This window comes from Microbacterium lacus (genome assembly GCF_044794305.1).
GTDB lineage: Bacteria > Actinomycetota > Actinomycetes > Actinomycetales > Microbacteriaceae > Microbacterium > Microbacterium lacus_B.
Genome location: NZ_CP084996.1, coordinates 1,115,102 through 1,135,685, shown reverse-complemented (window position 1 = coordinate 1,135,685; position 20,584 = coordinate 1,115,102). Strand labels below are relative to the sequence as shown.

At 65.7% G+C, this 20,584-nt stretch carries 22 protein-coding genes and 1 tRNA gene; 11 read left to right on the top strand and 12 right to left on the bottom strand.

Annotated elements, in window-relative coordinates:
• Window positions 1-11 precede the first annotated feature (11 nt).
• Both LG299_RS05615 and LG299_RS05610 read left to right on the top strand, forming a co-directional pair.
• Window positions 12-494, top strand: a complete 483-nt coding sequence (locus tag LG299_RS05615) for a GNAT family N-acetyltransferase (RefSeq protein WP_404433994.1) — start codon at window positions 12-14, stop codon at window positions 492-494.
• A complete protein-coding gene (locus tag LG299_RS05610; protein ID WP_404433993.1) occupies window positions 491-943 on the top strand; it encodes a GNAT family N-acetyltransferase in 453 nt (150 codons plus the stop codon). Before LG299_RS05615 ends, LG299_RS05610 begins: the two co-directional genes overlap by 4 nt.
• Before the next feature lie 108 nt (window positions 944-1,051).
• Here LG299_RS05610 and LG299_RS05605 read toward each other — a convergent pair.
• Both LG299_RS05605 and LG299_RS05600 read right to left on the bottom strand, forming a co-directional pair.
• A tRNA-Lys gene (locus tag LG299_RS05605) sits at window positions 1,052-1,124 on the bottom strand.
• Window positions 1,125-1,268: 144 nt separating this feature from the next.
• Entirely contained in the window at window positions 1,269-1,931 is a 663-nt protein-coding gene (locus tag LG299_RS05600) for a fasciclin domain-containing protein (RefSeq protein WP_404433992.1), read from the bottom strand.
• Between the two features lie 199 nt (window positions 1,932-2,130).
• On the opposite strand from LG299_RS05600, the gene sigK reads away from it, so the two are divergent.
• The 4 genes from sigK to LG299_RS05580 all read left to right on the top strand — a co-directional run bounded on the left by sigK (window position 2,131) and on the right by LG299_RS05580 (window position 5,369).
• Entirely contained in the window at window positions 2,131-2,721 is a 591-nt protein-coding gene (gene sigK / locus LG299_RS05595) for an ECF RNA polymerase sigma factor SigK (RefSeq protein WP_404434814.1), read from the top strand.
• Window positions 2,718-3,518 carry an anti-sigma factor domain-containing protein gene (locus LG299_RS05590; protein ID WP_404433990.1) on the top strand — a complete coding sequence of 267 codons (801 nt, stop codon included), beginning with the start codon at window positions 2,718-2,720 and terminating at the stop codon, window positions 3,516-3,518. The genes sigK and LG299_RS05590 overlap by 4 nt, the downstream gene beginning before the upstream one ends.
• Window positions 3,519-3,554: 36 nt before the next feature.
• Window positions 3,555-4,193 (top strand): DNA-directed RNA polymerase subunit beta, encoded by a 639-nt coding sequence (locus LG299_RS05585; protein ID WP_404433989.1) that lies wholly within the window; start codon window positions 3,555-3,557, stop codon window positions 4,191-4,193.
• A gap of 291 nt (window positions 4,194-4,484) precedes the next feature.
• Complete coding sequence (locus LG299_RS05580) at window positions 4,485-5,369, top strand: aminodeoxychorismate lyase (protein ID WP_404433988.1); 885 nt, start codon at window positions 4,485-4,487, stop codon at window positions 5,367-5,369.
• 79 nt (window positions 5,370-5,448) lie between these two features.
• Here the strand turns inward: LG299_RS05580 and LG299_RS05575 are convergent, their stop codons facing one another.
• The 8 genes from LG299_RS05575 to LG299_RS05540 form a co-directional block, all read right to left on the bottom strand.
• Window positions 5,449-5,946: an endonuclease domain-containing protein gene (locus tag LG299_RS05575; RefSeq protein WP_404433987.1), complete on the bottom strand. Its 498-nt coding sequence runs from the start codon at window positions 5,944-5,946 to the stop codon at window positions 5,449-5,451.
• A gap of 584 nt (window positions 5,947-6,530) precedes the next feature.
• Window positions 6,531-7,310, bottom strand: a complete 780-nt coding sequence (pstB, locus tag LG299_RS05570) for a phosphate ABC transporter ATP-binding protein PstB (RefSeq protein ID WP_404433985.1) — start codon at window positions 7,308-7,310, stop codon at window positions 6,531-6,533.
• A gap of 49 nt (window positions 7,311-7,359) precedes the next feature.
• Window positions 7,360-8,463, bottom strand: a complete 1,104-nt coding sequence (gene pstA, locus LG299_RS05565) for a phosphate ABC transporter permease PstA (protein ID WP_404433984.1) — start codon at window positions 8,461-8,463, stop codon at window positions 7,360-7,362.
• A gap of 1 nt (window position 8,464) precedes the next feature.
• Entirely contained in the window at window positions 8,465-9,418 is a 954-nt protein-coding gene (gene pstC / locus LG299_RS05560; RefSeq protein WP_404433983.1) for a phosphate ABC transporter permease subunit PstC, read from the bottom strand.
• 85 nt (window positions 9,419-9,503) lie between these two features.
• Window positions 9,504-10,619 carry a phosphate ABC transporter substrate-binding protein PstS gene (locus LG299_RS05555; RefSeq protein ID WP_404433982.1) on the bottom strand — a complete coding sequence of 372 codons (1,116 nt, stop codon included), beginning with the start codon at window positions 10,617-10,619 and terminating at the stop codon, window positions 9,504-9,506.
• Between the two features lie 176 nt (window positions 10,620-10,795).
• The gene (locus LG299_RS05550; RefSeq protein WP_404433980.1) at window positions 10,796-11,734 is read right to left on the bottom strand and encodes an NUDIX domain-containing protein; all 939 of its coding nucleotides are present in this window, start codon (window positions 11,732-11,734) and stop codon (window positions 10,796-10,798) included.
• A complete protein-coding gene (locus LG299_RS05545; protein WP_404433979.1) occupies window positions 11,731-13,896 on the bottom strand; it encodes an RNA degradosome polyphosphate kinase in 2,166 nt (721 codons plus the stop codon). The genes LG299_RS05550 and LG299_RS05545 overlap by 4 nt, the downstream gene beginning before the upstream one ends.
• Before the next feature lie 59 nt (window positions 13,897-13,955).
• Window positions 13,956-14,648, bottom strand: a complete 693-nt coding sequence (locus LG299_RS05540; RefSeq protein WP_404433978.1) for a winged helix-turn-helix domain-containing protein — start codon at window positions 14,646-14,648, stop codon at window positions 13,956-13,958.
• Window positions 14,649-14,764: 116 nt separating this feature from the next.
• On the opposite strand from LG299_RS05540, the gene LG299_RS05535 reads away from it, so the two are divergent.
• The 4 genes from LG299_RS05535 to LG299_RS05520 all read left to right on the top strand — a co-directional run bounded on the left by LG299_RS05535 (window position 14,765) and on the right by LG299_RS05520 (window position 18,033).
• On the top strand, window positions 14,765-15,055 hold the full coding sequence (locus LG299_RS05535; protein ID WP_404433977.1) for a hypothetical protein: 291 nt from the start codon (window positions 14,765-14,767) through the stop codon (window positions 15,053-15,055).
• A 131-nt stretch (window positions 15,056-15,186) separates the two neighbouring features.
• A complete protein-coding gene (locus LG299_RS05530) occupies window positions 15,187-15,789 on the top strand; it encodes an FABP family protein (protein WP_404433976.1) in 603 nt (200 codons plus the stop codon).
• Window positions 15,789-16,916: a YgfZ/GcvT domain-containing protein gene (locus tag LG299_RS05525; RefSeq protein WP_404433974.1), complete on the top strand. Its 1,128-nt coding sequence runs from the start codon at window positions 15,789-15,791 to the stop codon at window positions 16,914-16,916. Before LG299_RS05530 ends, LG299_RS05525 begins: the two co-directional genes overlap by 1 nt.
• A 16-nt stretch (window positions 16,917-16,932) precedes the next feature.
• A complete protein-coding gene (locus LG299_RS05520; RefSeq protein WP_404433973.1) occupies window positions 16,933-18,033 on the top strand; it encodes an aromatic acid exporter family protein in 1,101 nt (366 codons plus the stop codon).
• Window positions 18,034-18,038: 5 nt separating this feature from the next.
• Here LG299_RS05520 and LG299_RS05515 read toward each other — a convergent pair whose 3' ends face one another.
• Window positions 18,039-18,866, bottom strand: coding sequence for a class I SAM-dependent methyltransferase (locus LG299_RS05515; RefSeq protein ID WP_404433971.1), 828 nt, complete (start codon window positions 18,864-18,866; stop codon window positions 18,039-18,041).
• Between the two features lie 40 nt (window positions 18,867-18,906).
• Here LG299_RS05515 and LG299_RS05510 point away from each other — a divergent pair, with 40 nt between their 5' ends.
• A complete protein-coding gene (locus tag LG299_RS05510; protein ID WP_404433970.1) occupies window positions 18,907-19,656 on the top strand; it encodes a phosphoglyceromutase in 750 nt (249 codons plus the stop codon).
• 68 nt (window positions 19,657-19,724) lie between these two features.
• Here LG299_RS05510 and phoU read toward each other — a convergent pair whose 3' ends face one another.
• Window positions 19,725-20,408 (bottom strand): phosphate signaling complex protein PhoU, encoded by a 684-nt coding sequence (gene phoU, locus LG299_RS05505; RefSeq protein ID WP_404433968.1) that lies wholly within the window; start codon window positions 20,406-20,408, stop codon window positions 19,725-19,727.
• Window positions 20,409-20,584 lie beyond the last annotated feature (176 nt).

Sequence of the window (20,584 nt, the reverse complement as noted above, 5' to 3'; positions counted from 1 at the left end):
AGGTGCGTCGTGTGTTCGCGACGGATGCGTCACGCGTCAAGGCGCTGAGGCTCGAGGCGCTCGGCGACCCGGTCGCCCACATCGCCTTCCTCGACACGCTGGAAGCCGCACAGGCGCAGCCCGAAGAGTTCTGGGTTGACCGGACGGTCGCCGCCGCTCTCAGTGACCAGGCTGCTCAGTTCGTGGCCGAAGAGAACAGTGTCTGGATCGGATCGGTCACGGTCCTCCATCGAGAGGGTGATCGCGCGCTCCTGGTCGCGGTGTATGTGCGTCCGCAGAGCCGGGGCGGAAGCATCCTGAACCAACTCGTCGCCGCGGCGCAGACCTGGGCGGAGCGCCAGGGATGTCGTGAGCTGGCGCTCGAGGTACACGAAGACAACCTGCGCGCTCAGGCTGCCTACCGAAAGCTCGGGTTCGTTCTCACGGGGGAGGCGTCCGATGGCGCCAACGGGCGTGAACTCGAGATGGTGCGCGCGCTACCCTCAGCCGTATGACCGAGATCCACGCACTTTCCGAGTCCGACCGTGACGAGTGGTTGCCGCTCTGGCGCGGGTACCTGGTGTTCTACGAAGAAGAGTTGAGCGACAGACAAACCTCGCTCACCTTCGAACGACTCACCGACCCCGACTATCCGGTGCACGGCGCGATTGCTCGGGATGCCTCAGGCCGAGCGATCGGATTCGTCCACTGGCTCACCCACACGAGCACCTGGGCCGAGGGGCCGTACTGCTACCTCGAGGACCTCTTCGTTGCTCCCGATGTGCGCGGCGGCGGAGTGGGCCGTGCGCTGATCGCGACCGTCACAGAGTGGGCGGGTGAGGCCGGATGCTCGCAGGTGTACTGGCTGACTCAATCGCACAACGCGGCCGCGCGGGTGCTCTACGACAAGGTCGCCACCGACACGGGGTTCGTGCACTACTCGGTCGACCTGACGCGAGAGTAGGACAGCAGGGCCCCGTGGGGCTCGAAGCTGTGCCGTCCGTGTTCTCCGACAGCACGGGAGCCGAATCGCAAAAGAGGACGCCGCTGACGCGACGTCCTCTTTTGCGAGTGGGCCCCGTGGGGCTCGAACCCACGACCCGCGGATTAAAAGTCCGATGCTCTACCGACTGAGCTAGAGGCCCGTTAGGTCAAGCCTACTTCGACCTGGGCACCGCTCATTGACGTCAAACAGTGAGGCTGTCGGTGCGCGTACGCACCGACAGCCTCACTGCCCCGAAGTCTGACCGGGACCCCCCTGGTTTCGGCCAGACAACGAGCCCTCAGAATTACGGCATCAGCACCGTGTCGATCAGGTAGACCGTGGCGTTGGCCGTCTGGACGCCACCGCAGATGACGGCTGCGCCGTTGACCATCAGATTGTCGCCCTCGCCGGTGACCTCAACGGTTCCGCCCTGGACGGTGGTCTGCATGCCGGCGATGTCGGCGGGCAGGATCTGGCCGGGAACCACGTGGTACGTCAGGATCGACGAGAGAAGCGCGCTGTCAGTCTTGAGCACCTCGATGGTGGCCGCGTCGATCTTCGCGAAGGCGTCATCGACCGGAGCGAAGACAGTGAACTCGCTGCCGTTCAGCGTGTCGACGAGGTTGACGTCGGGGTTCAGGCCGCCGCTGACCGCTGCCGTGAGCGTGGTCAGGATCGGGTTGTTCGATGCGGCGACTGCGACCGGGTCGACAGCCATGCCGGCAACCGAGCCCGCACCATCGGGCACTGCTTCGGCGTATCCGGCGCAACCGGTGCCGACGAGATTCGCGGCCGGGTCCATCATCTCTTCGGCCTCTTCGGTGGGCTCGGTGGTCTCCTCGGCCATCGAGGGCTCCTCCGAAGGAGTAGCTGCGGTTTCTGCACCCATCGAACATGCCGACAGGGCGAACGAGGCAGCGATAGCGAGGGCGAGGCCCGCCGAGATCTTCTTCTTGTTGGTAAGCATGACTTCCTCCGAATGTCTGAGTCCCGGGGGACTCGCTGTGTATGGACACTTCCCGGTAAGGGAGGCCAGCGCCAGAAGCGGCGTACACAGGCTGTTCGGGGTGGCCTCCGAAACGGATTGGCGAGATGCAGAACTTTTTCTTTCCCGCAACCCTTTGCGCCAATCGGGCTACGCGCGCGTAGTAAGGCATGCTGGGGGGATGGTTATTGATGGCGTGGAGGTGCCCGAAGACGGCGCCCCACCCGTTGATCATGTCGGCGAGCTCATCCAGCGTGTGGCGCAGGGCGACCAGGGAGCTTTTGCGAGGCTCTACGACATGCTTTCGCCCCGAGCATTCGGACTCATCCTGCGCGTGCTGGTCGACAGATCACAGAGCGAAGAAGTACTCCAAGAAGTCTTCCTGGAAGTGTGGCAATCCGCCGAGCGGTTCGCTCCGAACAGAGGTCAAGGAAGATCGTGGGTTCTCACGATCGCACATCGACGGGCGGTCGACCGGGTTCGGTCGGCGCAGTCGAGTGCCGATCGTGACGTGCGAATCGGTTTTCGCGACCTCGACGTCGCTCATGACGGCGTCGCGGAACAAGTTGAACTGCGGATCGAGGGAGAGAAGGTCACGACCGCTTTGGCTACTCTTCCTGAGGCGCAGCGTGAGGCTCTGACGCTCGCGTACTACGGCGGTTACAGTCAGAGCGAGATTGCGGCACTCGTGGGGGCGCCGCTGGGGACAATCAAGACGAGAATGCGAGACGGGCTGTCTCGCCTCCGGACTGAAATGGGGGTGACATCGTGAACAAAGAGGAGTTCGCCGAACTCTCGGCCGGCTACGCACTGAACGCGTTGTCGCCCGAAGACCTTGCCACGTTCGAGATGGCGCTGGCAGAGCACCCGGAGTGGTCTGATGTGGTGTCGACGGATGCTGCGACCGTCGCCGCTCTCGCAGAGACCACACCCTCCATCGCGCCGCCGCTGACTTTGCGTTCGACGCTGCTGTCGAAGATCGCCACCGCGCCCCAGGGCGAGGCCGCGCTGACAGAGTCTCAGCCGGCTGAACTGGTCGAGCCGGAACCTGAGCCCTATCGTGACCCATCCCCGACGACGACGACCATTCAGGCCGTTTCGCGGCGCAACTGGACGCGCGGACTCTTCGGGCTCGCAGCATCCCTCGTCCTTCTCGTCGGTATCGGGGTCGGCGCCGTCAGCCTGAACGAAATGCTGAATCGGTCGGATGCTGTCATCGCGCTCGATCAGATCGAAGACGCGCCCGATGGCCAGTCGGCGACGGTCGACGTCACCGACGGTGGCACCGCTACCGCGCACTGGTCTGAGTCGCTCGGAAAGGTCGTGCTCGTCAGCAACGGCTTGCCCGAGGTCACATCTGAGGAGACCTTCGAGATGTGGTTCGTGCGAGATGACGGCACCGCTGTCTCGGGCGGGACCTTCGCCGCGGGTACGGCTGGCTCGACGACCGAACTTCTGGACGGCGCGTTCGAGCGTGGCGACACGATCGCCGTCACCGTCGAGCAAGCCGGTGGCTCGACGACCGGGGCTCCCACCACAGAGCCGATCGTCGTCATCCCCACTGCGTGAGACCCGCGCCCTCGCAGGCGCGGGTAGCGTGGATGGGTGACTGACGGACAGAGGGACTTCCACAAGCCCGTGCGCAGGCCCGCCGAGGTCTTCGATCGGTTCTATGCGGGCGAGGATCCGGGCGAAGTGTTGCGTGTCGCGCACTCCACCGCGTATGCCCTTCTCGCACGGGCTCGCCACGACACGACCGGGGAGGTCGTCGACCGGCTCGTGGCCTTCACCGATGAGCACGGGCTCGATGACATCGCCGAACTGTGGTCGAGGTCACCCGCGGCTTCACTCCCGGGTGCGCTGTGGAGGCTGTACCTGCTACAGCGCATGATCCACGACGATCCGCAGACGGCCGCGCTGCTCTACGAGCGCGGACGCATTGCTCTGGATTCTGCGGACCCTGTCATCGCGGGCGCCCCTGTCCCCGCTGGCCCCGAAGAACTCGTCGCGCTCATCGACACGATCCTGCGCGGCCTCTTCGAAGGAGACTTCGCGGTTGCCCTCGATCGAGCGGCGGCATTCTGCCGGGTTGAGGCATCCGGCGCCACGCACCTCGCGGACGACTACGAGCCCACCGAGCCCGAACGGGCGTCGACGCTCACGACGCGCGCTCTGCGTCTCGCGACGTACGCGACCGACCTGGCGGCGTGCGCGGCGCTCTGGCGTCGTGACGCGCTGAGCTGAGCTGAAAAGTTGGTCCCGGGCCGCAGAACGCCTCGGTGCTGTTGCCGGCTCCGCCGGGAGAGGCGTTCTGAGCCTGGGAAGGAAGAGTGCCGGGCCGCAGAACGCCTCGGTGCTGTTGCCGGCTCCGCCGGGAGAGGCGTCCTGAGCCTTTGGAAGGAGAGTGCCGGGCCGCAGAACGCCTCTCGGCGCGGAGCCGCTCTGAGCGGCAGAAGATGGAGCCCGGGGTTACTGCGGCCCGGCTGTTCCAGTGTAACCGAGCGCCCCGCGTCGGCATTCCCTAGGCTCGGATTCATGACTCTCAGATTTGCCCTCGTGATGGACTTCGCCGCGCGCGACGACGCTCGCACCGACTTCGAGGGAACCTTCGCGACGATCGACCCGTCGGCGTCCGCGCTGAACATTGCCGATCTCAGCGCGCAACGCGGCGACGGCATCTTCGAGTCGATCGGAGTCATCGACCAGCACGCCCAGGATGTGATCCTCCACCTGGACCGTCTCGCTCACTCGGCCGGCATCTGCGACCTCCCCGCGCCGAACCGAGCCCAGTGGCAGCAGGCGGTCGCGCGCGCGGCTGAGCACTGCCCGCCGGTCGGGGAGGCGGTCATCAAGCTGATCCTCAGTCGCGGTGTCGAGCACGGGCCGTCACCGACGGCGTGGATCACCGCCTCTGATGCCACCGACTTCTCGGGCGTTCGGAGCGCGGGCGTTCGGGTCGTCACTCTCGACCGCGGCTATGACAGCGGTGTGCCCGCACGAGCCCCCTGGCTGCTCCTCGGAGCGAAGACCCTCTCGTACGCGGTGAACATGGCCGCCCTGCGCGAGGCGCGCCGGCGCGGGGCCGACGACGCCATCTTCATCACAACTGACGACGTTGTGCTGGAGGCGCCGACAGCGTCGTTGATTCTCCGGGCCGGTGACCGCTTCATTACTCCAGCTCCGAGCGGCGGGATCCTCCACGGCACCACTCAGATCAGCCTCTTTGACCATCTCCGTGCCGAGGGCTACCAGATGGCCTACGAAGAGGTTTCCGTCGCCGCGCTGTACCGCGCCGATGCCGCCTGGCTCGTCTCGAGCGTGCGGCTGGCGGCGCCGATCACGATGATCGACGACACCGAACTGCCGGTCGACGCCGAGCTGACAGCATCCTTCAATCGCTATCTGCTCTCGCCCCGCTGACGCGCACAACCGCGGGGATCCGCCACGACACGCCGGGAGGGGATGCCTCAACCCGGCGTGTTGCGGCGGATCCCCGCAGTTACGCGCCGACCTTGGTGCGCACGAGGTGGTTGCCCAGCGCAACTTGGGTCAGGATCGCCTGTTCGACGAGTTCCCAGTCGTGAACGATCATCGAGTAGTCGAAGCGCAGGGTGATGTACCCCCACTGCGCCGCGACGGCATCCCGTACGAGGTCCTTATGGCGATGGGAGTCGCCGTCGTGGTTCACGCGGCCATCAGCCTCCACGAGGAGGCGATCGCCGATGAGGAGGTCGACTCTCCCTACCCCGACCACGCTGACCTGTGTCCGAACTTCCACGTCGTATGCGCGCAAGCGCCAGCGCAGGAGGGATTCCAGACCGCTGTCCGCGTCCGTCCTCGCCAGGTCGATTGCCGCGCGTCCGACCTTTCCGACCCGTGTACGAAGCCATCGCAACTGACCGGAACCCAGCTTGTGCAGACGCAGAGCGGACTCCAGCGTGACGAAGAACGCCTCGACTCCCTGGCACGTCAAGATCTGGCGAAGAATCCGCGCCACGGACGGCGCGTGGGCATGCTCTGCGTCGCCGGGTTTGTCCCAGTGTTCTACGCAGCCGCAGTCGGGCTTTCCGGAGCCGACGGGCGTCGCGATCCGATTCGAGTGGTTATGAGAGTAGCGATGAGCGTCGCCCCGCATCCACACGTGCACGTGATCGCTGTCGTCTAGCACCCAGAGCCCGTGGTGTCGTGCGGCCGTGACGCAACCCATCGATCCGCCGTGGGCCGCAGCTGCTCGCACCGGCGCGCATGCTGCGGACGTGGCGTACACGCCACGCCGAAGCCGTAGCACGGACCCTGAAACCACACGAGCCTCGATCCAACGCCGGGAACGACCAGCGTCGCGCAATTGGGCGGCGGTGAGGATGCAATCTGTCGAGGTGCACATCCCCTCAGATTCAGACTCGTGACGACGTCAACGTGGCCAGGTCGAGGCATCCGTGAACAGAATCCTGCCCGCGCGAAGTGGGGAGGAGAGGTCGGGCGCAACCGCGGGGATCCGCCACGACACGCCGGGAGGGGATGCCTCAACCCGGCGTGTTGCGGCGGATCCCCGCAGTTACGCGCGGTCAGGCCGAGAGCGAGTTACCCGAAGCGGCCGGACACGTAGTCTTCGGTGGCCTGCACGGTCGGAGTGGTGAAGATCGTGCGGGTGTTGTCGTACTCGATCAGCTTGCCGGGCTTGCCGGTGCCGGCGATGTTGAAGAACGCCGTCTTGTCAGACACGCGCGAGGCCTGCTGCATGTTGTGCGTCACGATGACCACGGTGTACTCGTTCTTCAGTTCACCGATGAGCTCTTCGATCGCGTAGGTCGAGATCGGGTCCAGGGCCGAGCACGGCTCGTCCATGAGGATCACCTCGGGCGAGACAGCGATCGCGCGGGCGATGCAGAGACGCTGCTGCTGCCCACCCGACAGACCCGAGCCGGGCTTGTCGAGGCGGTCCTTGACCTCGTTCCACAGGTTCGCACCCTGGAGCGACTTCTCGACGAGTGCCTCAGCGTCAGACTTCGAGATGCGCTTGTTGTTGAGCTTGACGCCCGCGAGCACGTTCTCTTTGATCGACATCGTCGGGAACGGGTTGGGGCGCTGGAAGACCATGCCCACCTGACGGCGAACGAGCACAGGGTCGACGTTCGCACCGTACAGGTCGTCGCCATCGAGCAGGACGCTTCCTTCGACGCGCGCGCCCGGGATGACCTCGTGCATACGGTTCAGCGTGCGCAGGAAGGTCGACTTGCCACAGCCCGAGGGGCCGATGAACGCGGTGACACTGCGCGGTTCGATGTCGAGCGAGACGCCTTCTACAGCGAGAAAATCGCTGTAGTAGACGTTCAGGTCGTTGACTTCGATGCTCTTAGACACGATTCCTCTAATTTCCGTTCGGGAGAGAGTAAGTGGTTGCGGACGCTGTTCAGCGGCCGAGCTTGGGGGAGAAGATCTTCGCAATCAGTCGCGCGAGGAGGTTCAACGCCATGACGATGACGATGAGTGTCAGTGCGGCCGCCCAGGCGCGATCGATGTAGGCCTGGGCAGGAATGCCCTGGTTCATGAACTGCGTGTACGCGAACACCGGCAGAGTCGCCATGCGCCCGTTGAACAGGTCGTAGTTCATCGACGCGGTGATACCCGCCGTCAGCAGCAGGGGAGCGGTCTCGCCGATGACGCGGGAGATCGACAGCATGATTCCCGTGGTGATACCGGCGATCGAGGTGGGCAGAACCACCTTGACGATGGTGAGCCACTTCGGAACACCGAGAGCGTACGCGGCTTCTCGCAGCTCGTTGGGAACGAGCCGCAGCATCTCTTCACTGGAGCGAACGACAACCGGGATCATGAGTACTGCGAGGGCGACCGAGCCCATGATGCCCATGCGGATGCCGGGGCCGAAGAAGAGCGCGAAAAGTGCGAAGGCGAACAGACCGGCCACGATCGAGGGGATGCCGGTCATGACGTCGACGAGGAACCGGATGCCCTGCGCGAGTCGGCGGTCCTGGCCGTACTCGATCAGGTAGATCGCGGTGAACAGTCCGATCGGGATGGAGACGACCGCCGCAGCGAGGGTGATGAGCAGTGTGCCGACAATGGCGTGGAGAGCGCCACCGCCCTCGCCGACGACGTTGCGCATCGACGAGGTGAAGAACTCGGCCGAGATGCCGGCGACGCCGTTGGTGACGACTGTCCAGGCGACCGAGATGAGCGGCACCATCGCCAGGGCGAAGGCCGCCGAAACGATACCGACCACGAGGCGGTCGACGCCCTTGCGCCGTCCTTCGACCAGGCTCGAGATGACGGTGATAAGCACGAGATAGGCGAGCACCGAGACGACGGCCCAACCGGCGATGCTGAACTCTGTGCCGCCGGCGACCGAGAACACGGCGAACAGGAGGCCCGAGACAACAGTGCTCAGACCGAGGATGGCCCAGGACCCCCATTTAGGGAGGTGGCCGCTGGTCAGGCGACTCGTGTCGGCCGATGGAGTGGGAGGTGTCTGGGCGGGAGCGGTCGCAATGGTCATGTCAGTTGGCCCCCGAGAATTCCTTGCGACGATCGACGAGGTAACGCGCGATGGCGTTCACGGCGAAGGTCACGATGAAGAGGATGAGTCCCGTAGCGATGAGGACGTTGATGTTCAGGCCGTACGCCTCGGGGAAAGTCAGTGCGATGTTTGCGGGGATCGTCCCCGGGTTCTCGGCGGTGAAGAGCCGGAAGCTGATGACGTTGGCCACAGAAAGCACCATGGCTACGGCCATCGTCTCCCCGAGAGCGCGACCGAGGCCCAGCATCGACGCCGAGACGATGCCGCTTCGCCCGAAGGGGAACACGGCCATCTTGATCATCTCCCACCGCGTCGCGCCGAGGGCAAGGGCTGCTTCTTCGTGCAGGACGGGAGTCTGGAGGAAGATCTCACGGCAGATCGCCGTAATGATCGGCATGACCATCACTGCGAGCACGATGGCCGCAGTGAAGATCGTGCGTCCCGTGCCCGAGACGGTGCCGGCGAAGAGTGGGAACCAGCCCATGTTTTCGTTGAGCCAGGCATATACCGGCTGCACGGCGGGGGCGAGGACCAGGATGCCCCAAAGACCGAAAACGACGGACGGGACTGCGGCAAGAAGGTCGACGACGTAGCCCAGACTCTGTGCGAGGCGACGCGGGGCGTAGTGCGAGATGAACAGCGCGACGGCGACCGAAAGCGGCACCGCCATCAAGAGGGCGAGGGACGCGGCCCAGACTGTGCCGAACGCGAGCGGCCAGACGTAATCCCAGAAGTCCGTCCGAAGGATCGACGCGGTCTCGTTGGTTGCGCTGATGCCAGGAATCGACTGAATGATGAGGAAGATCGCGACAGCGGCGAGAGTCACCAGGATCATGGCGCCGGCAGCCAGAGCGGTGCCCGAGAACCAACGGTCGCCTGGGCGTTCCTTGGGCTTCGGCTTCGGCGTGACTGCCGGAGCGATGGTCGTCGTCATGGGTCCTGATTTCTCTGGTCGGGTGGCTCAGAAGACTTCGTGGGAATGCCCGGTCCGGCCAAGGCCGGACCGGGCACCCAAGGTGTTACGGCGTGACGATCAGGTCCAGCGCGCCCTGCATGGCGTCGCGCTGGGTGTCCGAGATCGGTGCGCTACCGGCGGCAGCGGCCGACTCGTCCTGGCCCTCAGGGCTGATGACGTACTCGAGGAAGCCCTTTACCAGCGGCGCGATCGACGCGTCCGCGTACTCCTCGCACGCCAGCATGTAGCTGACGAGGACGATCGGGTACGCAGCGGAGTCGGGCGTGCGGTCAAGAGCGATCGCGAGGTCACCGGCGGTGCGGCCCTCTTCGACGGGCGAAGCGTCGACGATGGCAGCAGCAGCCTCGGGCGAGAACGCGACGAACTCGTCACCGATCTGCACCGCGACCTGGCCGAAGCCTTCGGCGCGCGAAGCGTCGGCGTAGCCGATCGTTCCGGTGCCACCCTCGACAGCGGCAACGACACCAGAGGTCTGCGGAGCAGCCTCGCCGGCGACGGGGGTTGCCGGCCAGACACCGTCGGGCTCCCAGGTCCACACGTCGGGTGCGGCCTGGAAGAGGTAGTCGGTGAAGTTCTCAGTCGTTCCCGAGTCGTCCGCGCGGTGGACCGGCGTGATGACGAGATCGGGGAGCGTGACACCTTCGTTCGTCGCGGCGATGGCCGGGTCGTTCCAGTTGGTGATCGTGCCGGCGAACACGCCTGCGACGGTGTCGGGGTCCATGTTCAGCGTCTCGATGCCATCGAGCTTGAAGATCACGGCGATCGGCGAGATGTAGGAAGGCATCTGGATGATGCCGGTGCCTTCGACGCACGCGCTGAAGGGGCCCTCGGTGATTTCGTCGGTCGTGAACGCGCGGTCAGAGCCCGCGAAGCCGACGGCGCCAGCCTGGAAGGACTCGCGGCCTGCGCCAGAACCGGACGGGTCGTAGGTGATGGTGGCGTCGGGGTTGGCCATCTGGAAGCCAGCAGCCCAGGCCTGCACGCCAACGTCCTGCGCCGACGAACCAGCGCCGGCGAGCTCGCCAGCCAGGGTGACCATCTCTTCGGAGGAGTCGCCCGAGGGGGTTCCTCCGGTGTCTTCGTTGGAGGCGCAACCGGCGAGAGTAAGTGCCGCGATTGCAGCAACAGCGCCCAGCTGGGCGATGCGAGAGATCTTCACTGTGTGAATCCTTCACGTGTCAGGGAAATGAGGCCACGAGGGCTTCGGGTAGGAGCCCGGTGCAGGGCTCGTTGTGAAACGTAGGCGCGGAGTCTTAAGAGAGTGCGCTGGGATGGTAAACGGAAGGTGAACGGGGCGAGGTGATCCGGAGCGGATCGGCCTCGCGAAAGCTCGCGTCAGACCTTCGGCAGATGGGTCTCGATCGCGACGATGCCCGAGCCGGGATTCGCGGCGGAAAGGTGCACGACAGAGAACGCGCCCGGTGCAAGTGCGGACGCACTGCCGAGATATGAACCGCGCATCGTGCCGGTGGCCAATGCCAGTTCGGCGAGGATCCCGGGCAGCACTGGTCCGTGGCTGCACAGGATCGCCGGGGTACGCGCTCGCACCCGCTGGCCGATGATCCGTCGCGGATCCGATTTGCCCTCGTCCCAGGCATCCTGACTGATGAGTTCTGTCTTCTCGATGCGCTTGCCGAGCGCGAGAGAAAGAGGCTTGAGGGTCTTCGTGCACCGCGTCGCGGGGCTCGAGATCAGCGCCGACGCGCCGAACGCCAGAAGAGGCCCGACGATCGCATTCGCCTGCTTGCGGCCCCGAGACGTGAGCGGGCGCGCAAGATCGGCGCCGTCCCAGTCTTCACGCGCAGCCGCCTTGGCATGCCGCAGCGCGATGATCGGGAACGTGCGCAGCACGCCCTCATCGACCAAACGCGCGAAGTTCTCGAGGATCTCGACATCGACCGGATAACTCAGTTGCTTCAGGGCCTTCTTGAGCGTTACCCACTCGATCGCCGCAATTTCGCGGTTGGGGATGAACGCCGATGAGCGAATCGCGGCGTCGGTGGCCTCGGCGGACCAATAGTGCACGATCTTCGTGCGCTTGTTGGGCATTTGGTAGTGCGAGACCCCGACAGGGACTCCGAGCGCGACACGCACGCCGGTCTCTTCGAAGATCTCCCGGGCAGCCGTCTCGGCGAGCATCTCACCCGGGTCGACCTTGCCCTTGGGCAATGTCACGTCCCGATACTGCGTCCGATGGATCAGCAGCACCATGATCTTGTCGCCGACGATGCGCCAGACAACGCCACCCGCCGCGTAGACGGCGGTCTCGGTCATCGCACCGCCCGGCCGCGACGGCGCTTCTGCACCTTGGCCATGGTCGCATCCTGCAGATCGAGCAGGTGTGTGCCGTCGTCGGCGAGGTTGCGCCGCGTCCACACTCCGTCGGGCCCGAGATGCCACGAACTCGTCGTGTCTGCCATGCCTTGCTCGAACAGGTCGGTGAGCTCTTTCACGTGCGTCGGTTCCACGACACGTACCAGCGCCTCAACGCGGCGGTCGAGGTTTCGGTGCATCATGTCGGCGCTGCCGATGTATACCTGCGGGTCGCCGTCGTTCTCGAAGGCGAAGATGCGCGAGTGCTCGAGATAGCGGCCCAGGATGCTGCGTACCGTGATGTTCTCGCTCATTCCGGGGACTCCGGGCTTGAGTGAACAGATGCCTCGCACCCAGACCGCGACCGGCACGCCGGCCCCACTCGCCCGGTAGAGCGCGTCGATGATCTGCTCATCGACCATGGAGTTGACCTTGATGCGGATGCCGGACTTCTTGCCTGCGAGCGCGTTGAGTCGCTCTTTCTCGATGTGGCGAAGGAGCCCCTTGCGCAGGTGCAGGGGAGCGACGAGGAGACGCTTGAACTTCTTCTCGATCGCGTAGCCCGAAAGTTCGTTGAAGAGGCGGGTGAGGTCTCGGCCGACCTGGTCGTCGGTGGTGAAGAGCCCGAAGTCTTCGTAGATGCGGCTCGTCTTGGGGTTGTAGTTGCCCGTACCGACGTGACTGTAGTGGCGCAGCACGCCGTCTTCCTGACGGATGACGAGCGCGAGCTTGCAGTGGGTTTTCAGGCCGACGAGACCGTAGACGACGTGGACGCCCGCCTTTTCGAGCTTGCGTGCCCACACGATGTTGGCGGCTTCGTCGAACCGTGCCTTCACCTCGACGAGGGCGAGCACCTGCTTGCCCGACTCGGCCGCATCGATGAGGGCTTGCACGATGGGGGAGTCGCCCGACGTGCGGTACAGCGTTTGCTTGATGGCGAGGACGTGCGGGTCTTTCGCCGCTTGCTCGAGGAACGCCTGCACACTCGTCGCGAACGACTCGTAGGGGTGGTGGACCAGCACATCGCCCTTGCGGATCGCGCGGAAGAGATCGGCGCGCCCGTTTTGCTCTGCGGGCTGGAAGGCCACAGCAGTGCGGGGGAGGTGCGGCGGATACCGAAGTTCGGGGCGGTCGATGCGACCGAGATCGAACAGGCCGCGCAGGTCGAGCGGCCCGGGCAGGCGGTAGACCTCTTGCGCCGTGATGTCGAGCTCGTTGATGAGCAGGTTGAGCGTGAGGTCGTCCATGTCGTCGCCGACTTCGAGGCGGATGGGCGGCCCGAACCGGCGACGCAGAAGCTCGGCCTCGAGCGCCTGGATGAGGTTCTCGGTCTCGTCTTCTTCGATGACGACGTCTTCGTTGCGGGTGAGGCGGAAGGCGTGGTGATCGAGGATCTCCATGCCCGGGAAGAGGTCCTCGAGGTGGCTCGCGATCAGGGACTCGAGCGGGATGAAGCGCTGCGTCTTGCCGTCGTGTGCAACCTCGACGAAGCGCGGGAGCATCGGGGGAACCTTGAGGCGCGCGAACTCCTGACGGCCGGTGCGTGCATTGCGGATGCGGATCGCAAGGTTGAGCGACAGGCCGGAGATGTACGGGAAGGGGTGTGCCGGATCAACGGCGAGCGGCATGAGGACGGGGAAGACCTGCGCTTGGAAGTAGTCGTAGAGCTTTTCGCGCTCGTCGTCGCTCAGATCGTCGTACGAGACGATCTCGATCCCGGCCTCGGCCAGGGACGGCTGCACCTGCGACGTCCACAGATCGGCGTGGCGCAGCTGTAGAGCGTGTGCGTCGGCCGAGATGTCGCCCAGCACATCGGCGGGGGAGCGCCCCACGTTGGTCGGAATGGCGAGACCGGTGAGGATACGTCGCTTGAGTCCTGCGACGCGAACCATGAAGAACTCGTCGAGGTTGCTGGCGAAGATCGCCAAGAAGTTCGCTCTCTCGAGCACGGGGAGGTCGGGATCTTCGGCGAGCTCGAGTACGCGCTGGTTGAACGCGAGCCAGCTCAGTTCGCGGTCGAGATAGCGGTTGTCTGGGAGCTGAGAGTCGAACGCCTCAGACAGGTCGAAGTCATCGTCATCTGCATCGCCGAGCCCGGCGTCGAGCACATCGTGTTCGATCATCCCCTCATCATTGCAGGGTGAAGTGACGTGCGTGTGAACGAGAAGTGGTGCAGTACGCGCTAGGAGCGCGTGCTGGCGGTCGGCAGCTGATCGTCTTCGTAGACGTTGAAGCGATAGCCGACATTGCGCACGGTGCCGATGAGCTGTTCGAGATCGCCGAGCTTGGCGCGCAGACGTCGCACGTGCACGTCGACGGTGCGCGTCCCGCCGAAGTAGTCGTAGCCCCAGACCTCTGACAGCAACTGCTCGCGCGTGAACACCCGGGACGGGTGCGTAGCGAAGAAGTGCAGGAGCTGGAACTCCTTGTAGGTGAGGTCGAGCGGCTTGCCGTGCACCTTCGCCGAGTAGGAGGACTCGTCGATCGAGATGCCCGAAGTTTGAATGCGTGTCGAGACCTGCTCTTTGGACATTCGCCCGATGGCAAGGCGTACGCGGGCGTCGACTTCGGCGGGGCCGGCAGTGACGAGAATGACGTCGTCCACGCCCCAGTCCATCGACACGGCCGTCAATCCGCCCTCGGTGACCACCAGGACGAGTGGAGCGTCCAATCCTGTGGTGTTGAGGATTTTGCACAGGGATTTCGCGCCGACCAGGTCAACACGTGCATCGACGAAGATCACGTCCGCGCTCGGAGCATTCACGAGCGAGGCGGGTTCAGCCGGAATCTGGCGCACGCGATGGCTGAGCAACTCGAGCGACGGCAAGACAGGGCCGCCCCCGTGAGTGGAGCTCAAAACCAGAAGCTGTGCCAAGAACGCCGTCCCTCCGGCGCAATGTGGACGCGCCGTGTCCCCAAGTGTAGGGCAGGCGCTTGACTCGCTTCTGCGGTCCACTGTGCATGTTCGGTCGGATGCGTGAGAATAGACGCATGGTCGCCCCCGAACTCGCTCCGCGCCGAACGATCGGCGGAATCGTCGCAGTGTGGGTTGTCGCGGCGCTGATCGCCGCGGCGGTCGGAGTCTTCGTCGGCCCGGAGTGGCGTGCGGTGTGGCTGATCGCCGGTCTGGGTCTGTGCCTCATCCTGGCGTTCGGTGTGCAGCTCTGGTACGGCCGATCACAGGGTTTCACGCAGCGCGTGGGCGCCAGCACCCTGGGCGCGATGCTGGCAATGGGGATGATCAGCCTCGGCTTCGGACTCGCGACGATCGTTCCCGGCTAGACTGACCGCATGGATCTCTTCGCGCTGGAACTCTTCTTCGTCGGGCTCCTCGGGCTTGCGTCGCTCGCGATCTTCTTCGTCTCGGGCGTGGTCTTGAAGAACCTGTACCGCGGCCAGCGCTGAGGCGCGTCGTGTTCGACCTGCCTACAGATCTTCCGGCTGACCTCGCGCCCCTTTCGTGGCTCGTCGGGGTCTGGGAAGGCACCGGGGTCATTGCGTACGAGGTCGACGGAACCCGTTTCGACGGTGAGTTCACCCACCGCGTGACCTTCAGCCACGATGACGGTGCGGTGCTCAACTACTCGGCGGCAGCATGGATGCACGGCGACGGCGACGAGCGCACGCCCCTCGTTTCAGAGGTCGGATATTGGCGGCTTTCTCGACCGGCGTCCGACTCCGACGCGGGCCCGGGCCTTCTTCCGGCGTCCGCCGCGGCCGAGGCGCGCACGGCGGATGACGTGGAGCTTCTGCGCAACGCCGACGGCGGGTTCGAAATCGAAGCTTCGATCGTCCACGCCGACGGGGTGAGCGAGCTGTACCTCGGTCAGATCAAGGGCCCGCGGATCGACATCGCCACCGATGCCGTGCTGCGTCCGGCGGGCGCGAAGCACTACGCCGCAGCATCCCGCATGTACGGATTGGTAGACGGACACCTCCTCTGGGCGTGGGATATCGCCGCCCTCGGGAGCGAACTCGCCTCCCACGCGTCGGCGCGCCTCGCACGGGTGTCGTGATGGAACCCGACAACACCGATCACACATTCTCTGCCGTCCCCGGTGCAGTCGTTTCGGGCGGGATGCTTCAGCACCTCGGTAATCCCTTAGGCGAACAGCGTGCCCTGGCACAGGGATCGGCAATCGTTCCCCTCGGCGATCGGGCCGTGCTGGCCGTGCCGGGCGAAGACCGTCTGTCGTGGCTCGATTCGCTCACTTCGCAGGCGCTGACCCAACTGAAGCCCGGCGAGAGCACCGAGTTGCTCCTGCTCGACCCGCAGGGACGACTTCAGCACGCCGCCGCCGTCCTCGACGACGGAGCGACGACGTGGCTGATCGTGGATCGCGAAGACGCGGCTCCGCTGCTGGAGTGGCTGCGTCGCATGCGGTTCCGTCTGCGCGTCGACCCGCGCGATGCCTCCGACGAGCTGCGTGTCGTCGGCGGGGCACCGGCAGCGCTCGCTGTCGTCACCGCTGACGCACCGAACGGTGTGCCGCTGGTCTGGAACGACCCGTGGCCCGCGGTCGCTGTTGGCGGGTGGGCGTACAGCGCGGTCGATCCTCACCCGGGTGCTGGCCGTGCATGGGCCGAGGCGCTCGTCACGCCTGCCGAAGAGGCTCGGCTCTCGCGCGCGGCCGCGGCGGGTGAGGTCACCCTGGCCGGTGTGGTCGCGGCCGATGCTCTGCGCATCGCTGCATGGCGGCCGCGCCGTAGCGACGCGGATGAGCGCACCCTTCCCCACGAACTGGACTGGCTGCGCACCTCGGTGCACTTGAGCAAGGGGTGCTACCGCGGGCAAGAGACAGTCGCGAAGGTGCACAACCTCGGGCACCCGCCGCGTCGCATCGTCTCACTCCAGCTCGACGGGAGCGCCAGCGTGCTTCCCGAGCCGGGTGCTGAGGTCCGCATCGGCGATGATGTCGTCGGAGCGGTGACTTCGTCAGCGTTGCACTACGAAGAGGGACCCATCGCGCTCGCCGTCGTGCGCCGGTCGACCCCGATCGACGCGGACCTCGTTGTCGAGACGCCCGATGGCGAAATCGCCGCCGCTCAAGAAGTCATCGTGCCTCCCGAGGCCGGTGCTACCGCGAACGTGCCGCGGCTGACCCGGCTCTCGCGGCGCAAAGCCGCCACGCCGCCCGTCTGAGGGCCTTGGGTAGCGCGTGAGTGATCTGACGCCGACGAGCGCGATCCCGACCGGTTGGCGTCGCCGTTTCGACCCGCGGCCGGCACTCACGCGAGTGCGGGATTCGGGGATCGCGATCGTGCAGATCGTGGTGGCGGCGACCGGCGCGTACGTCTTCGCGGCGTTTGTGCTGGGGCATCCCGCACCCCTGCTCGCGGCGACGGTGACGCTGTCGAGTCTCGGCCTCGTGCGTGACGCGCGTCCGCGTCGTGTGCTCGATACGGTCGTCGGGATGCTGGTCGGCATCCTGGTCGCCGAGTTGCTGTTGCTCGTCGCTGGCCCAGGCTGGTGGCAGCTTGCGCTTGCCTTGGGGCTGACGCTCACGGTCGCGCGTTTCCTGTCGGCGCAGGCCAGCTTTGCGATCGCCGCAGGCATCCAGTCGCTCATCGTCATGATCATCCCCGCGACCACGCCATTCGTCCGGTTGCTCGACGGCGTCATCGGGGGAATCGCCGCGCTGCTCGTCACGGCGCTCATCCCGCGCAATCCCCACCGTGCAGCGTTGCGCGACGCGCGTGCCGTGTTCGCGGCATTGGGCAGTGCATCGGCCGCGCTCGTTCAGGCGTTGCGGCGCGGAGATCGGATTCGGGCGGAACGCGGGCTCGAGAAGGCACGCGCAATCCAACCCCTCATCGACAACTGGCGCTCGTCGGTCGAATCCGGCATAGCGATCGCGCGCATCTCGCCGTTCCTGCGGAAGCGCCGATTCGAACTCGCCCGCCAAGAGCGGATCCGAGCATCCCTAGAACTGGCCTACCGCAACCTCCGCGTCGTTGCGCGTCGCGTGGTGTACCTGTGCGACGACCGCAGTGCGCGTCCCGTCTCGGCCGACCTCCTCGCGGAGGTCTTCCGGGCAGCAGACGCGCTCGCCGATTCGCTCGACGACATCACGCTCGAGCCACAGGCACGCGCCACTCTCCTCGCCGTCGCGGCACACCTCGATCCTGAGAAGCTGCTGCCGGGCGCGCCGCTCGGCGAACTCAACCTCGTCGCCGCAATGCGCCCGCTCGTGGTCGATCTACTGATGGCGACGGGGTTGTCCGCGGATGACGCCCGCGCGGCGGTGCCGCGTATCTGACACCGTCAGAGGGCAGGTGCCACGGTGTCCCATGGCACGGTCACTTCGCCGAGCCGCCACCGCGAACGCTCACGGAGCGGCCAGCCCGCAGCATCCATCGCCATCATCGCCTGCTGCCACCGGTGAGTCGGGCCGAACGGCGCGACACCGGCCGCCCTCGCCCACTCGGTATCGAGCGCCGCCAAGAACGTGTGGACGCGCTCTCCGGGCACATTGCGGTGGATCAGCGCCTTCGGAAGGCGCTCGGCTGCGATCGACGGATGCTCCACCCCGGCGAGCCGCAACGACACGGTGAGCGTCTGAGGCTGTGCGTCGGCATTCAGCGCGACCCATGTGCAGACGCGTCCGATCTCGTCGCAGGTGCCTTCCACCAGCACACCGTCGGGGGAGAGGCGCGAGGCCATCTGTGACCACGCCGCAGCGACCTCGTACTCGTCGTACTGCCTCAGGACGTTCATCGCACGGATCACCGCGGGGCGCCGACAGGACGAAGTCGGAACTTCGAACCCGCCACGCATGAAAGACACCCTTGCCTCCGAGTCAAAGATGGTCTCGCCCCGACGCACCGCCGCGAGTTGCTCATTCGCCCGCGCCACTCGCGCAGGGTCGATCTCGAGTCCGAGGACCTCGACATCGGGTCGTGCTTTGGCGAGCCTCGACGAGAGTTCGAGCGCAGTCACCCCACTGGCTCCGTAGCCCAGGTCCACCACGAGCGGGTCAGCCGCGCGCCGGAGGGCGGGATGCCGGGCGATCCAGCGGTCGACTCGGCGCAGGCGGTTGGTTCCGGTCGTCCCGCGCGTCACGTGCCCACGGGGGGAGTTGCCGGGCGACATGAGCCCATGATGTCAGTCCGAGCCTCGGTATGCTGTCGCCATGACTGCGCCCTACACGCTGATCCTCCTCCGCCACGGCCAGAGCGAATGGAACGAGCTCAACCTCTTCACCGGGTGGGTTGATGTCCGCCTTACCGAACAAGGAAAGAACGAGGCTCGCCGTGGCGGCGAGCTTCTCGCTGAGACGGGACTGCTTCCGGACGTGCTGCACACGTCCGTGCTCAGCCGAGCGATCCAGACCGCCAACATCGCCCTCGACGCTGCCGACCGCCTGTGGATTCCTGTGAAGCGCACGTGGCGGCTCAATGAGCGCCACTACGGCGCTCTGCAGGGTAAAGACAAGGCGCAGACTCTCGAAGAGTTCGGTCCCGAGCAGTTCATGCTGTGGCGTCGTTCGTTCGATGTTCCGCCGCCGCCGCTGGACGATGACTCCGAGTTCAGCCAGGTCGGCGACCCGCGCTACGTCGGCATCGACGGCGAGGTGCCCCGCACCGAGTCGCTCAAGATCGTGATCGACCGCTTCCTGCCGTACTGGGAGAGCGACATCGTTCCCGACCTGCGCGCGGGCAAGACGGTGCTGGTCACCGCACATGGCAACTCACTTCGCGGCCTCGTCAAGCACCTCGACGGCATCAGCGACGACGACATCGCCGAGGTGAACATCCCGACCGGCATTCCACTGGTGTACCACCTCGACGAGAACCTCCAGCCGCTCGGACCGGGGGAGTACCTCGATCCTGAGGCTGCCGCCGCCGGTGCCGCCGCCGTGGCCTCGCAGGGCAAGAAGTAGCGTCCACTGACAACAAAGTAGAGCGGATGCCTCCCCGGAGGCATCCGCTCTCTTTTCTTCGGTGCGAGCTAGCGCTGGCCGTTGACGATGACTTCGATCGCGTCGGTTTCGGTGACCCAGTCGCCGGTGGCGAGGTACGCCACCTTCTTGGCGACCGAGACGGCGTGATCGGCGAACCGTTCGTGGTAGCGGCTGGCGAGGGTCGCATCGACGGTGGCGGATGCTTCGCCCTGCCAGGTGTCGCTGAGCACCTTCTCAAACACGCTGATGTGGAGATCATCGAGCTTGTCGTCGTCGTTGCGGATCTTCTCTGCGAGGGCGAGGTCCTGCGTGCGCAGAAGCTCGGTGAGCTGCCGCGCGACCTCGACGTCGAGCTCGCCCATCTTTGTGAAGGTGGACTTCAGGCCCTTCGGGATCGCGCGCTCAGGGAAGCGCATGCGCGTGAGCTGAGCAATGTGCTCGGCGATGTCACCCATCCGCTCGAGGGAGGCGCTGATTCGCAGCGCGCTGACGACGATGCGCAGGTCTCGGGCAACAGGCTGCTGGCGCGCGAGAATCTCGATGGCGAGTTCGTCCAGCGCGATGGCCTTCTCGTCGATGACGGCATCGGCTTCGATCACCTCTTCGGCCAGCGCAACATCGCTGGAACCGAAGGCGCGGGTGGCCTTGTCGATGGCCACGGTCACGAGTTCCGCGATCTCGACAAGCCTGGTCTGTACGTCTTCGAGCGACTGGTGGAACACTTCGCGCATCGGAGCACCTTTCTGTTCGCGGCGCCCGGGTCGGGCGGAACCGCTGCGGGCTTCCGCCCCATAGCCTCGGCGATTGTCGCCATCGAAGGTTAACGGACGGTGCCGCGAGAATGAATAGTAGCCCGAGCCGCCGCGCAATCATGGTGCCTTGACACGCTCACAACATCATGGGCCTC

Coding starts and splice junctions, on each gene's coding strand:
- pstA (WP_404433984.1), bottom strand. CDS start 8,463: ATGACCATTGCGACCGCTCCCGCCCAGACACCTCCCACTCCATCGGCC.
- LG299_RS05600 (WP_404433992.1), bottom strand. CDS start 1,931: ATGCTTACCAACAAGAAGAAGATCTCGGCGGGCCTCGCCCTCGCTATC.
- sigK (WP_404434814.1), top strand. CDS start 2,131: ATGGTTATTGATGGCGTGGAGGTGCCCGAAGACGGCGCCCCACCCGTT.
- LG299_RS05550 (WP_404433980.1), bottom strand. CDS start 11,734: ATGACCGAGACCGCCGTCTACGCGGCGGGTGGCGTTGTCTGGCGCATC.
- LG299_RS05510 (WP_404433970.1), top strand. CDS start 18,907: ATGACTGCGCCCTACACGCTGATCCTCCTCCGCCACGGCCAGAGCGAA.
- LG299_RS05545 (WP_404433979.1), bottom strand. CDS start 13,896: ATGATCGAACACGATGTGCTCGACGCCGGGCTCGGCGATGCAGATGAC.
- phoU (WP_404433968.1), bottom strand. CDS start 20,408: ATGCGCGAAGTGTTCCACCAGTCGCTCGAAGACGTACAGACCAGGCTT.
- LG299_RS05610 (WP_404433993.1), top strand. CDS start 491: ATGACCGAGATCCACGCACTTTCCGAGTCCGACCGTGACGAGTGGTTG.
- LG299_RS05515 (WP_404433971.1), bottom strand. CDS start 18,866: ATGTCGCCCGGCAACTCCCCCCGTGGGCACGTGACGCGCGGGACGACC.
- LG299_RS05525 (WP_404433974.1), top strand. CDS start 15,789: ATGGAACCCGACAACACCGATCACACATTCTCTGCCGTCCCCGGTGCA.
- LG299_RS05580 (WP_404433988.1), top strand. CDS start 4,485: ATGACTCTCAGATTTGCCCTCGTGATGGACTTCGCCGCGCGCGACGAC.
- pstC (WP_404433983.1), bottom strand. CDS start 9,418: ATGACGACGACCATCGCTCCGGCAGTCACGCCGAAGCCGAAGCCCAAG.
- LG299_RS05535 (WP_404433977.1), top strand. CDS start 14,765: ATGGTCGCCCCCGAACTCGCTCCGCGCCGAACGATCGGCGGAATCGTC.